This is a genomic window from Urechidicola vernalis, assembly GCF_031846385.1.
GTDB classification, from domain to species: domain Bacteria; phylum Bacteroidota; class Bacteroidia; order Flavobacteriales; family Flavobacteriaceae; genus Urechidicola; species Urechidicola vernalis.
On sequence record NZ_JAVRHV010000001.1, the window covers coordinates 1,080,048 to 1,093,846 of the forward strand.

The 13,799-nt window shown below is 35.1% G+C and carries 14 protein-coding genes; 2 read left to right on the forward strand and 12 right to left on the reverse strand.

Going from position 1 to position 13,799, the window contains the following annotated elements; translation table 11 throughout:
- Positions 1 to 7: 7 nt before the first annotated feature.
- From rplP to rpsL, 12 genes are all read right to left on the reverse strand, one after another.
- Entirely contained in the window at positions 8 to 436 is a 429-nt protein-coding gene (gene rplP / locus RM519_RS04870; protein ID WP_311592448.1) for a 50S ribosomal protein L16, read from the reverse strand.
- Between the two features lie 25 nt (positions 437 to 461).
- Positions 462 to 1,181: a 30S ribosomal protein S3 gene (gene rpsC / locus RM519_RS04875; RefSeq protein ID WP_311592449.1), complete on the reverse strand. Its 720-nt coding sequence runs from the start codon at positions 1,179 to 1,181 to the stop codon at positions 462 to 464.
- Between the two features lie 11 nt (positions 1,182 to 1,192).
- Entirely contained in the window at positions 1,193 to 1,600 is a 408-nt protein-coding gene (gene rplV, locus RM519_RS04880) for a 50S ribosomal protein L22 (protein WP_311592450.1), read from the reverse strand.
- Positions 1,601 to 1,609: 9 nt separating this feature from the next.
- Positions 1,610 to 1,891, reverse strand: a complete 282-nt coding sequence (rpsS, locus tag RM519_RS04885) for a 30S ribosomal protein S19 (protein WP_311592451.1) — start codon at positions 1,889 to 1,891, stop codon at positions 1,610 to 1,612.
- 6 nt (positions 1,892 to 1,897) lie between these two features.
- Complete coding sequence (gene rplB, locus RM519_RS04890; protein ID WP_311592453.1) at positions 1,898 to 2,722, reverse strand: 50S ribosomal protein L2; 825 nt, start codon at positions 2,720 to 2,722, stop codon at positions 1,898 to 1,900.
- Between the two features lie 9 nt (positions 2,723 to 2,731).
- A complete protein-coding gene (gene rplW / locus RM519_RS04895; protein WP_311592454.1) occupies positions 2,732 to 3,022 on the reverse strand; it encodes a 50S ribosomal protein L23 in 291 nt (96 codons plus the stop codon).
- A gap of 16 nt (positions 3,023 to 3,038) precedes the next feature.
- The gene (rplD, locus tag RM519_RS04900) at positions 3,039 to 3,659 is read right to left on the reverse strand and encodes a 50S ribosomal protein L4 (RefSeq protein WP_311592455.1); all 621 of its coding nucleotides are present in this window, start codon (positions 3,657 to 3,659) and stop codon (positions 3,039 to 3,041) included.
- Positions 3,659 to 4,276 (reverse strand): 50S ribosomal protein L3, encoded by a 618-nt coding sequence (gene rplC, locus RM519_RS04905; protein WP_311592456.1) that lies wholly within the window; start codon positions 4,274 to 4,276, stop codon positions 3,659 to 3,661. The genes rplD and rplC overlap by 1 nt, the downstream gene beginning before the upstream one ends.
- 145 nt (positions 4,277 to 4,421) lie before the next feature.
- A complete protein-coding gene (gene rpsJ, locus RM519_RS04910; RefSeq protein WP_070237956.1) occupies positions 4,422 to 4,727 on the reverse strand; it encodes a 30S ribosomal protein S10 in 306 nt (101 codons plus the stop codon).
- A gap of 17 nt (positions 4,728 to 4,744) precedes the next feature.
- Positions 4,745 to 6,868, reverse strand: a complete 2,124-nt coding sequence (fusA, locus tag RM519_RS04915) for an elongation factor G (RefSeq protein WP_311592459.1) — start codon at positions 6,866 to 6,868, stop codon at positions 4,745 to 4,747.
- Positions 6,869 to 6,874: 6 nt separating this feature from the next.
- A complete protein-coding gene (rpsG, locus tag RM519_RS04920) occupies positions 6,875 to 7,351 on the reverse strand; it encodes a 30S ribosomal protein S7 (protein ID WP_311592460.1) in 477 nt (158 codons plus the stop codon).
- Positions 7,352 to 7,374: 23 nt separating this feature from the next.
- Positions 7,375 to 7,746, reverse strand: a complete 372-nt coding sequence (rpsL, locus tag RM519_RS04925) for a 30S ribosomal protein S12 (RefSeq protein WP_311592461.1) — start codon at positions 7,744 to 7,746, stop codon at positions 7,375 to 7,377.
- Between the two features lie 1,055 nt (positions 7,747 to 8,801).
- Between rpsL and RM519_RS04930 the strand changes: the two genes are divergently transcribed.
- A complete protein-coding gene (locus RM519_RS04930; protein ID WP_311592462.1) occupies positions 8,802 to 11,966 on the forward strand; it encodes a SusC/RagA family TonB-linked outer membrane protein in 3,165 nt (1,054 codons plus the stop codon).
- A gap of 13 nt (positions 11,967 to 11,979) precedes the next feature.
- A complete protein-coding gene (locus tag RM519_RS04935; protein WP_311592463.1) occupies positions 11,980 to 13,428 on the forward strand; it encodes a SusD/RagB family nutrient-binding outer membrane lipoprotein in 1,449 nt (482 codons plus the stop codon).
- Positions 13,429 to 13,799 lie beyond the last annotated feature (371 nt).

The following is a 13,799-nucleotide window of genomic DNA, read 5'->3' on the forward strand; positions in this document are numbered from 1 at the left end:
TAATCGATTAAGCGTTATCATAATCTCTAGCAATAATAAACTTCGTTTTTACAGGCAATTTCTGCGCTGCTAAACGTAAAGCTTCTTTTGCTACTTCAATTGGAACTCCACCTATTTCAAATAGAATTCGTCCTGGTTTTACAACTGCAACGAAATATTCTGGTGCACCCTTACCTTTACCCATACGTACTTCTAATGGCTTTTTAGTAATAGGTTTGTCTGGAAATATTTTAATCCATAACTGCCCTTCTCTTTTCATATGACGAGTTGCTGCAATACGAGCTGCTTCGATTTGACGAGATGTAAGCAAATCTTGGTCTAATGATTTTAAACCAAACATTCCATTTGAAAGTAATGTTCCTCTATTGGAATTTCCCTTCATATTTCCTTTTGCTTTCTGTACTTTACGATATTTTACTCTTTTTGGCTGTAACATCTTTTCTAGTTTCTAAAATCTAAAATTAATTTCTTCTACGAGGTTGTCTCGATTGTCTCTTTCCACCTGACTTACCACCTTGCTTCTTAGATAAACCAACAAGCGGAGATAACTCTCTCTTTCCGTAAACCTCACCTTTCATAATCCATACTTTAATCCCTAATTTTCCATAGGTAGTATTAGATTCTACAAATGCATAATCAATATCAGCTCTAAAAGTAGAAAGAGGAATTCTTCCTTCTTTATAGTGTTCAGAACGTGCCATTTCTGCACCGTTTAAACGACCACTAATTTGAATCTTAATACCTTCTGCATTCATTCTAGTTGCAGCAGCGATAGCCATTTTGATCGCACGTCTGTATGAAATTCGGCCTTCAATCTGACGAGCAATACTCGCTCCTACTAATGTTGCATCAAGCTCAGGGCGTTTGATTTCAAAAATGTTGATTTGAACCTCTTTCCCAGTAATTTTCTTTAACTCTTCTTTTAACTTGTCTACCTCTTGACCACCTTTTCCGATAATAATACCAGGTCTAGCAGTAGTGATAGTAACGGTTACAAGTTTAAGTGTGCGCTCGATAATTACTCTTGATACACTTGCTTTAAATAATCTAGCACGTACGTACTTTCTTATTTTATCGTCTTCAGCAATTTTATCGCCGTAGTCATTTCCTCCATACCAGTTAGATTCCCATCCTCTGATAATTCCTAAACGATTTCCTATTGGATTTGTCTTTTGTCCCATGCTACTTTGAATTATTTGCTTTCAACAATTTTATTACCCAACACTAAAGTCACGTGATTAGAACGTTTTCTAATTCTATGTGCACGACCTTGTGGTGCTGGTCTTAATCTTTTTAACATTCCTGCGCTATCAACGTAAATTTCTTTAACGAATAAACCAGCATCTTCAATACTTGCGTCTTCATTCTTAGCTTGCCAGTTTGCAATGGCAGATAACAATAATTTTTCAAGGTTAATAGATGCTTCTTTAGCATTGAATTTTAAGATTTGTAAAGCTTTTTCAACTTCAACTCCTCTAATTAAATCCGCTACTAAACGCATTTTTCTTGGCGATGTAGGACAACCCGTAAGCTTAGCAACTGCAAGTTGCTTCTTCTCTTCTTTTAACTGTTGTGCTCTTAATTTTTTTCGAACTCCCATGATTACCTACTATTTTTTACCTTTATTTTTCCTGTCAGCACCATGTCCTCTATAAGAACGTGTTGGTGAAAACTCTCCTAACTTGTGCCCTACCATATTTTCAGTAACATAAACTGGTACAAATTGACGTCCGTTGTGAACGGCAATTGTTTGACCAACAAACTCAGGAACGATCATAGATGATCTCGACCATGTCTTGATAACACTTTTCTTACCTGAATCTAAATTTGCTTGTACTTTCTTTTCCAATTTATGGAAAACGTAAGGTCCTTTTTTTAATGAACGTGCCATATCTTATTATTTTTTTCTACGTTCTAAAATATACTTATTACTCGCTTTAGTCTTAGACCTAGTCTTGAATCCTTTTGCAGGAATTCCGTTCTTAGATCTAGGGTGCCCTCCTGAAGATTTACCTTCACCACCACCCATTGGGTGATCAACCGGATTCATCACTACTGGACGAACTCGAGGTCTTCTACCCAACCATCTTGTTCTACCCGCTTTACCAGATACTAACAATTGATGATCAGAGTTTGAAACTACACCAATTGTTGCAGTACACGTTAACAAGATTAATCTTGTTTCACCTGAAGGCAACTTAACTGTAGCATACTTTCCGTCTTTTGCCATTAATTGAGCAAAAGAACCAGCACTACGCGCCATAACAGCACCTTGTCCCGGACGTAATTCGATACAAGAAATAGTTGTTCCTAATGGCATTTTACCAAGTGGCATTGCATTTCCAATTTCTGGTGCAACCACATCTCCTGATACTACAGTTTGCCCAACTTGTAATCCATTTTGAGCAATTACATATCTTTTCTCACCATCAGCATACGCTAATAAGGCAATAAAAGCAGTACGATTCGGATCGTACTCTATTGTTTTAACTGTTGCAGGAATTCCGTTCTTATCTCTTTTAAAATCGATAATACGGTATTGCTTCTTATGACCACCACCTAAGTGACGCATTGTCATTTTTCCGCTATTATTTCGACCTCCAGACCTTTTTTTCGAAGCAAGTAAACTTTTCTCCGGCTTATCAGTAGTGATGGCGTCGAACCCATTTACTACTCTAAAACGCTGCCCTGGTGTTATTGGTTTTAACTTTCTAACTGACATTTTTCTTAATTAGATATTGCTATAAAAATCAATGTTATCTCCATCTGCTAACTGAACTATTGCTTTCTTATAAGCACTTTTCATCCCGTTTTGAATACCACTCTTTGTAAATTTAGTAGTACGCTTAACTGGATAATTCATAGTTCTAACATCACTTACAGAAACACCGTAAGTAGACTCTACAGCATTTTTGATTTCAACTTTGTTAGCATTCTTATTCACAACAAACCCATAGCGATTAAATAATTCGCTATCATTTGTCATTTTTTCCGTTATAATAGGTTTTATTAAAATACTCATATTGATACCTATTTGCTTAAATTTGATTAATTCCTTCTAAAGAACTCTCTAAAAGAACAACTTTATTTGCGTTTAAAACTTCATAAGTGCTTAACCCTGAATTAGTTATGGTTTTAGCACGTTTTAAATTGCGCGATGACAAATATACATTATTATTTGATTCACCCAACACAAACAAAGACTTTTTGTTCTCAAGACCAAGAGCTTGCAAAACTGAGATGAAATTTTTAGTATTTGGAACCTCGAAATTGAAGTCTTCAACAACTAAAATATTTTTCTCATTTGCTTGCGTACTTAACGCTGATCTACGAGCAACTTTCTTTAATCCTTTATTCAATTTGAAAGAATAATTTCTTGGTCTAGGACCAAACATTCTTCCTCCACCTCTAAAAACACCAGACTTGATACTTCCCGCACGAGCAGTACCTGTTCCTTTTTGTTTTTTAATCTTTCTTGTAGATCCAGTAATCTCTGCTCTTTCTTTAGCTTTATGCGTTCCTTGTCTTTTATTAGCCAAGTGTTGCTTTACATCTAAATAAACAGCGTGATCATTCACTTCTACTCCAAATACATCCTCAGAAAGTTCAACTTTCCTTCCTGTATCTTTACCGTGTATGTCTAAAACTGATACTTTCATTATTTCCTAACGATTACATAAGCGTTTTTGTGACCAGGAACACATCCTTTAACAACAAGTAGATTCTTATCTGCAACTACTTTTAAAACTCTTAAATTTTGAACTTTCACTTTATCACCACCCATACGACCTGCCATACGCATTCCTTTGAATACACGTGCAGGGTAAGATGCTGCTCCAATAGAACCAGGTGCTCTTAAACGGTTATGTTGACCGTGAGTAGCTTGACCTACACCGGCAAATCCATGACGCTTTACAACCCCTTGAAATCCTTTACCCTTAGAAGTTGCAGAAACATCTACAAACTCTCCTTCAGCAAAGTGCTCAACAGTAATTGAATCACCTAATTTATACTCTTCTTCAAACCCTTGGAACTCAACGACTTTTTTCTTGGCTGTGGTACCTGCTTTTTTAAAGTGACCATCTAAAGCTTTATTAGAGCTTTTTGCCTTTTTGTCATCGAAACCAAGCTGCAACGCATTGTAGCCGTCAACCTCTTCGGTTCTGACTTGGGTAACAACGCATGGACCTGCTTCGATTACTGTACAAGGAATGTTCTTCCCATTTTCGTCGAATAAGCTGGTCATTCCGATTTTTCTTCCTATTAACCCAGACATATTTAATTTAATTTAATTATTTACTTTATTTCTATTTAAAAAAACAGGGTCAAAAATACTTCAACCCTGTCGTATTTTTTCCGTTTTTCCTTCGTCAATCGCTCCGGACATGTAACTGAAAGTTCCCTTTCAGTTTCAAAGTTTATTAAACTTTGATCTCTACCTCAACTCCACTAGGAAGTTCTAATTTCATTAGGGCATCAATAGTCTTTGATGAAGAACTATAAATGTCTAACAATCTTTTATAAGAACTTAATTGGAATTGCTCTCTAGATTTTTTGTTTACGTGTGGTGAACGTAATACTGTAAAAATCTTTTTATGAGTTGGTAAAGGAATTGGTCCGTTTACAACTGCACCAGTATTCTTTACTGTTTTTACGATCTTCTCAGCAGATTTATCTACTAAATTGTAATCGTAAGACTTTAATTTTATTCTAATTTTTTGACTCATCTTATATAATTTAGTAATTAACCTTTTGCTTTTGCTATTACTTCTTCTGAAATATTTGACGGCGTTTGAGCATAGTGTGCAAACTCCATAGTAGAAGTTGCTCTACCAGATGACAATGTTCTTAATGTTGTTACATAACCGAACATTTCTGATAATGGCACATCTGCTTTTACAACTTTTGCTCCAGCTCTATCGTCCATTGCGTTAACTTGACCTCTACGACGGTTCAAATCTCCAACAATATCTCCCATGTTTTCTTCAGGTGTTACTACATCCATTTTCATGATTGGCTCAAGAATCACTGCTCCTGCCGCTTTCGCTGCCGCTTTGTAACCCAATTTCGCCGCTAACTCAAATGACAATGCATCAGAATCTACAGGGTGGAAAGATCCATCCTTTAAAGTAATCTTCATTGTATCCATTTCGAATCCAGCTAAAGGTCCATTTAACATAGCTGCTTTAAATCCTTTTTCTACTGAAGGAATAAATTCTTTAGGAATACGTCCACCTTTAATTAAATCAATAAACTGTAATCCTGGTCCTTTGAAGTCCTCATCTGCAGGTCCCATTTCAAATACGATATCACCAAACTTACCACGTCCACCAGATTGCTTTTTATAAGTTTCTCTGTGCTCTGCAGTTCTTGTTAATGCTTCTTTGTATTCTACTTGTGGCTCACCTTCGTTAACCTCAACTTTAAACTCACGTTTTAATCTATCAACAATAATATCTAAGTGTAACTCACCCATTCCAGATATAATTGTTTGTCCAGATGCTTCATCAGTCTTTACTTGGAACGTTGGATCTTCTTCAGCTAATTTAGCCAAAGCCATACCTAACTTATCTACATCAGCCTTTGTTTTTGGCTCTACCGCGATACCAATTACTGGATCAGGGAAGTCCATAGATTCTAAGATAATTGGAGCGTCCATTGCAGACATTGTATCTCCTGTTTTGATATCTTTAAATCCTACAGCCGCACCAATATCTCCAGCCTCGATATAATCGATAGCGTTTTGTTTATTTGAGTGCATTTGGTAAATTCTAGAAATACGTTCTTTTTTACCTGAACGGTTATTCAAGATATATGAACCAGCATCTAAACGACCAGAATATGCTCTAAAGAATGCTAAACGACCTACAAAAGGATCTGTTGCAATTTTAAACGCTAACGCAGAAAATGGCGCTTTTACATCTGGCTTACGGTCAATTTCTTCACCATTGTTAGGGTTTGTTCCAACAATAGCATCTTTATCTAATGGAGAAGGTAAATAACGACATACAGCATCTAATAAGAACTGAACCCCTTTATTTTTAAATGCAGAACCACAAATCATAGGAATGATAGCCATATCCATTACAGCAGCTCTAAGTGCAGCATGCACTTCTTCTTCTGTAATTGAATCTTCGTCTTCCATGAACTTTTCTAATAAGTTCTCATCGTAACTCGCAACCTCTTCAATTAATAAGGCTCTATATTTAGCAGCCTCTTCTTTCATATCTTCAGGAATGTCGATGATATCAAAAGTAGAACCTTGTGTGGCATCATGCCATACAATTGCTCTATTCTTAACTAAATCAACCACTCCTTTAAAGTCACCCTCTTCACCAATGTTTAAAACGATCGGCACAGCATTTGACTTTAACATGTCTTTTACTTGTTGACATACTGCCAAGAAGTTAGAACCTTGACGGTCCATTTTATTTACAAAACCAATTCTCGGCACTTTGTAATTATCAGCTAATCTCCAGTTAGTTTCTGATTGTGGCTCAACACCATCAACAGCACTAAATAAGAATACTAAACCATCTAATACACGTAATGATCTGTTTACTTCAACAGTAAAATCAACGTGCCCAGGAGTATCAATAATATTAAAGTGATATCCTTTTGTATCTGGTGTAGACTCTCCATTTTCAATTGGAAATTTCCACTCACAGGTTGTTGCAGCAGAAGTAATTGTAATACCTCTTTCTTGCTCTTGCTCCATCCAGTCCATTGTTGCAGCACCATCATGTACTTCACCAATTTTGTGAGAAACTCCTGTGTAATATAATACACGTTCAGTAGTTGTAGTTTTCCCTGCATCAATATGAGCAGCGATACCAATATTTCTAGTAAATTTTAAATCTCTTGCCATTTCCTATTAAAATCTGAAGTGTGAAAATGCTTTATTAGCCTCTGCCATCTTATGAACATCAACTCTTTTCTTAACAGCAGCTCCTTCTTCTTTAGCAGCAGCTAAAATCTCTGCAGCTAATTTTTGGGCCATTGTTTTTTCATTTCTTTTTCTTGTGTAAGAAATCAACCATTTAATCGCCATAGAAATTTTACGATCTGGTCTAATTTGCATTGGAATTTGGAATGTTGCTCCTCCAACTCTACGACTACGTACTTCTACGTGTGGCATAACGTTAGTTAAGGCATCTTTCCAAATCTCTAAAGCAGATTTTTCTTCATCTTGTTTTCTTTCTTCTACGATATCTAATGCATCATAAAATACTTTAAATGCTACTGATTTCTTACCGTCCCACATTAGCATGTTCACAAAACGTGTTACTAATTGATCGTTAAATTTAGGATCCGGTAAAAGAACTCTTTTTTTGGCTCTTCTTTTTCTCATGTCTTTCCTTTAAAAGTTGTTAATTACTTAGGGCGTTTAGCTCCATATTTTGATCTACGTTGAGTTCTACCCTCAACACCTGCAGTATCTAGTGCTCCACGCACAATATGATATCTAACACCTGGTAAATCTTTAACTCTTCCTCCTCTTACTAATACTATCGAGTGCTCTTGTAAATTATGTCCTTCTCCAGGGATATATGCATTTACTTCGTTTCCGTTTGTTAAACGAACCCTTGCTACTTTTCTCATTGCTGAGTTAGGTTTCTTAGGTGTCGTTGTGTAAACACGAGTACATACTCCTCTTCGTTGTGGACATGAATCCAAAGCCGCCGATTTACTCTTCTTAGTTAGACTGGTTCTTCCTTTGCGTACTAATTGTTGTATAGTTGGCATACTAATTTAATTATTGTTTAAGTTTTAATTATTAAACGTCTCTTTTTTAGAGAGTGCAAATGTACGATATTTTTCGAGTAATTCAAACGCCAGCCAATTTATTTTTCCGAATGTTTTATAAATGAACCTAATAACCTATATTCATACCGTTTTTCATATACATTATAGCAATATTTGAACAAGAATTTTACACCTTAATATATATACACTTTTTTCAACTCCTAATTTCGAAACTAGCATTTCCTCAGAAATACATATTAAAAATCCAACTAAGTTCTCCATCAGACACAACATTTATGGGATCCCATAATTAAAAAAAAAATCTGAGCGAATAGAAATATTCAAACTCGATTCTATTTTTATGTAAAACATTGAAGGCTCATTGTTTTCTGCAACGTATCTTATAAATGATCTATTAAGAATTGTTAAAACAAATACAATTAGAGGATTTAATAAGGTAAGTGTTTTAAGTTCATTTTATAATATTACCAATTTAAAATATTACTATTATTTAAACACTGACTCCTTTATATATAGTATAACCGATTTTACTCTTACCCAAAACAAAGTATTAAATCTTGATTCAAAATTATATTCATTTGGACTTGGCTATTCTTATGGAACAAAAAACGGTGTTGTAGATATAAGTTATGCTATGGGGAAGCTTGAAAATATACCTTTCGATTTAAATAATTCACGCGTCCATATTAAATTTGTTCAATTCTTTTAGATTTCACGTATTCTATAGTTTATTGAATCGTATAACTAAGTTTTAATCAGCCAAGCACTTCTATAGGTGTAAATATTATTCAATATTCTAAAAAAGGCAAAAATACCGCATTAAAGATTCCTCTAGTATTATTACTTTTTAGCTGTTTTTATGCATATTAAACATCGCAATCGTTTAGATTCCTCAATATCCAACTCATTCCTTAATAGATTATCAATATACTTTAACTTTTAGTTAACATTCTTAACATTTTTTTAAGCTAAAAACTTGGTGCTTTAACATTATTTTAAGATTTTTGGCGCAATTAATTCAAATAATTATAATAATGAAAACAAAGTTTAATGGAATTTTAACGCTTTTATTAGCGTTGGTTGTGCAAATAGCATTTGCACAGACAAAGACAATTTCTGGTACTGTTTCTGACGAAACAGGTCCATTACCAGGAGTTAGTGTTTTAGTTAAAGGTACCAACACAGGTACTGAAACAGATTTTGATGGTAACTATACTATCGAAGCTGCTGAAGGCGCAGTTCTTCAATTTAGTTTCGTAGGAATGGCATCACAAGAAATCACTGTTGGTGCTTCAAGCACTATCAATGTAACGATGGAAGCGGACAACGTACTTGACGAAGTAGTAATTACTGGTTTAGGTATTAAAAGAGAAAAGAAAGCCTTAGGGTATTCTCAACAGTCTGTTCAAGGTGAAGAGTTACAAAAAGGTAAGGATGTTGATGTTAACAACGCTTTAGCTGGTAAGGTTGCCGGTGTACAAATCGTTGGTAATTCAAGTACAACATTCGGAAACTCTCAAATTAAATTGAGAGGTGAAACTGGTGTTTTATACGTAGTTGATGGAGTTATCGTTTACGCCATTAGTGACATTAACACTGCTAACATTGCTGACATGTCTGTTTTAAAAGGTGCGTCTGCAACTGCAATTTATGGTCCTGATGGTCGTAATGGTGTAATTATCATTACTACTAAGACAGCACAATCTGGAAAAGCGACATTCACTATTGATCAAGCAACTTCTATCAACCAAGTAGCTGCTGTTCCTGATTACCAAAATGAATATGGTGGTGGATATAGCCAATCATTTAACACATTCTCTTATGACCCTTCTCAAGATCCAGCTGATTGGGCTGCTTTTGATGGTCAACCTTACCCAGATTTTTGGGCAGATGAGTCTTGGGGACCTAGATTAGATGGTACTCCAGTTCGTCATTGGGATTCTTGGATTCCTGGAACTGATACATTCGGAGAATTAAGACCTTGGTCTCCAACTACAAGTGATGTTGAAGATTTCTACGACAAAGCAATTACTAATAATACGACACTTTCTTTTTCTAAAGGTGGTGAGGATTATAACATTAGAACTTCGTTACAAAATATTTTCCAAGAAGGTATTGTACCGAATTCTCAACAAAAAACGACTAACTTTAACATGAATGTTAACTATGATCTTACTGACAAGTTAACAGCTACGGCAATTGTAAACTACCAAGACCGATCTACGTTAAATAATCCAGATCAGAACTACGGTAACATTGGATCTAACATGAACCAATGGTGGCAAAGACAATTAAACATGGATCGTCTTAAGAATTACGAGCAAAACGGACAAATTGTTTCTTGGAACATTAGAGGTCCTCGTGATGCACGTCCTTTATATTGGGATATGCCTTACTTCCATTCTTATGAAAACTTTAAGAATGACTACAAGAATGCTGCATACGGTAAATTTGCTTTAAACTATGAGTTTAATGAAAAGTTCAGTGCAGTTGCTGAAATGAGATCTACATTCAACTCTTATACTGGAGATGATAGATCTACAACTAAAAGTTTATTAGATCCAGCACGTTACTCTGAATACGCAAGCAACAATACGAAGTTACACTTCTTTGGAATGGCAAACTATAGTGACCAATTTTTGGACGGTGATTTAGATTTAGATGCTAGTATTGGTGGTGAAATTGTAAACAACGAGTACAAAACAATAAATGCTAGTACTTCAGGAGACCTAACGATCCCTGAATTTTACAACTTAGCAGGTTCTGCAAACCCGGTTTCTGCATCATCTAGATTATCAGTTACTAAAACAAGAGGTGCTTTTGTTAAAGCTTCTGTTGGTTATAAAGGAATGGCATATTTAGATGGGTCTTTAAGAAATGACTGGTCTTCTACTGCTGCTCCAGATGATAACAAAGTTACATCTTGGGGACTTTCAGGATCTTTCATTTTAAGTAAAATCTTACCTCAAAATGATGTGTTAACTTTTGCTAAAATTAGAGCTGGTTATGCAAATGCTCCTTATTTCCCTGGTCCTTATCAAATTGGACAAACGTATTCTACAGGTAGTTTATACCAAGGAAACGGAACTTTATACATTCCAAACACTCAAAACAATGAGTTGTTAATTGGTGGTACTAGAGGTGAATTTGAAGTTGGTGGTGAATTCAGATTATTTGGAAACAGAGTTAACTTAGATCTTACATACTTTAGCAGAAAAGATGAAGATTTACCTACACGTATTAACTTAGATGGTTCTACAGGATATACAGGAATTACTGTAAACTCTGGACAAACTACTTCTTCAGGTATTGAAGTTGCATTAAGTGGAACAGTTATTCAAGGAGAAGATTTCTCTTGGGACTTAGGTTTAAACTTAGGTACATTAGACAAAGTTGTTGATGCAATTTATACGAACCCTGATACAGGAGAAACTATTGATTCTTATGATATCAGTACGTATACTTCTAGTATGAGATTACAAGCTAATGTTGGAGAATCTTACGGAGTATTTGTTGCTCGTGGATTTGCTAGACATACTGATGGAAGCTTAATCTTTACAAGCAGTGATAACTTTGCAAGAGAGTCTAATAAAGTTGTTGGACAATTATTACCAGATTTCACAGGAGGTATTACAACTACGTTTAGATACAAAAACTTAGATTTATTCTTAGGATTTGACGGACAAAGTGGAGGTAACTACTACTCAAGAACTGAAAGATATATTGATCACTCAGGTATTTCTGCAAAAACTGCAGGATTAAACGACAAAGGTAATCCTTTAAGAGACCCTGTTGCTAATGGTGGTGGTATCCATATTGTTGGGGTATTACAAACAGGAACTGACGCTAACGGTGTTCCAATTTCTGATGGTACAGTAGTAGATAAATATGTTGATCCACAAGATCACTTCTATTTAGGTAACTTAGGTAACATTTACGAAAATAACGTACATGATGCTAGTTATATTAAATTAAGAACTGTAAAGTTAAACTATAACTTTAAGAGTGATTTCGTAAATAGCATTGGAATGGAAGCAGCTTCTTTAGGTTTCTTCGCTAACAATGTTTGGTTAATTTATTCTGATTTACCATGGGTTGACCCTTCAGAATTAGAGAAGAGAAGTGGAGTAAACTGGGCTGAGAATGGTACTTTACCAATGACTTCTTCTTACGGTCTTAACTTAAAATTAACATTTTAAAAATTAAAATAAAATGAACAAAATATTTAAAAATATAGCGTTGTTTGTTGGTGGATCTTTAATTATCAGTTCTTGTGATACTGTTGATTTTGGTAACACTAATAACAACCCAAATGAACCAACCGCTGCTGTTACGTCTCAATTATTGACTGGAGCACAAAGAACGGTTGGAACAATGTCAACTGATTTGACGGGTATGTTTTACACGCAACAGTTAACAGACGGACAATATCCAGGAGAATCTAGATATGCAACTTTAACTGAAAGTTATAATGGCTATTTTACTGGACCAATTCAGAGTTTGAATGAAATCATCAAATTAAATACTGATGAGGAAACAAAAGGAACTGCGGGTCAATTTGGTGATAATGACAACCAAATTGCTGTAGCCATGATTATTAGAGCGCATATTTTGCACTTTATGACAGATCAATGGGGTGGATTACCTTGGGATGAAGCTTTCCAAGGGATTGACAACCCACAGCCTAAGTTTAATACACAACAAGAGTTATATGACTATATGTTTGATGATATCAATGTTGCTTTGAACAAAATTAATTCTGGTGCTGGACCTGCTGGTGATGTAATTTTTGATGGAGACATGGCTCGTTGGACAACGTTTGCTAACTCATTAAAAATGACTATGGCATTAAGAATTTCTCATGTAAACCCTGCTTTAGCAAAAACTCATTTCGAGGCTGCAGTAGGATCTGGTTCTCTTATTATGGATAATAGTGAGAATATTGAATTTTCTTATGGTGTAGATCCGCAAGATAGAAGTCAGTGGTATAATAGATTTGAAACTCGTGAAGATTTTATTATGGCTGCAACTACTGTTGAAGCTTTAAGAGCTAAAATGGATTACAGACTTTTAAAGTATGGTATTGACGCTAGAGATTCAATTGCTGCTAATCCTACCTTCCCTAATATGGAAGATGCAGGAAAAGTTGGTGCTCCTCACGGTGAAGTAAATGGTAACGTACCAGATTACTCTTTCCCTCCTGCTGTATTTATTTATGAGTTAGATACTCCTACAATGATTTATTCTGCTGCTCAAACGCAATTCGCATTAGCGGAAGCTGCAATGAACGGTTGGAATACTGGTGGAGTTACTCAGGACGCAGGTTATGCAAATGGAATCTCTGCTTCTATGAATTATTGGGGCGTTGGTGCAACTGAGCGTGATGCTTATATTGCAGCTAATCCTTTAACAGGTATTAACGATATCGCTTACGAAAAGTGGGTTGCTTTATACTTACAAGGTCAAGAAGCATGGTCTGAGTGGAGAAGATTGGATTACCCAGTTTTAGTTCCTTCTTCTAATGCTGCTGATGAAAGAATTCCAGTAAGACATGCATACGATGAATCTGTTGAAAATAATAACAAAGCAAACTATGATGAAATAGTTTCAAAACAAGGCCAAGACGACAACCATACGAAACTATGGTGGGACGTGAATTAATCAAATTATAATTGTTTTAGTTAATCCAAAATACCAAAACCATTTATAATGGACTGGCCTAAGCCTCGGAAATTTAATTTTCCGGGGCTTTTTTCATCTATCATTTTAATACAAAAAGAGAAAACCGAATAAAATTTAACATTTATTCGGTTTTTCCTTTTTGAAACATAAATTAGATTTCTTGGCAAATCATAAACCCATTCTAAACAAACCATTTCAATCACAGCAATGCTTTAAAACTAATAATCTTACAATTATTCTGATCGAAAACCTTGTTAGATTATTAAATTCGCATTAAATATTCGTTAAAATTTAACTTTATTAAGCTTATTTATGTTAAAGTTTTTTTTTGCATAGTATAATTTACCAAT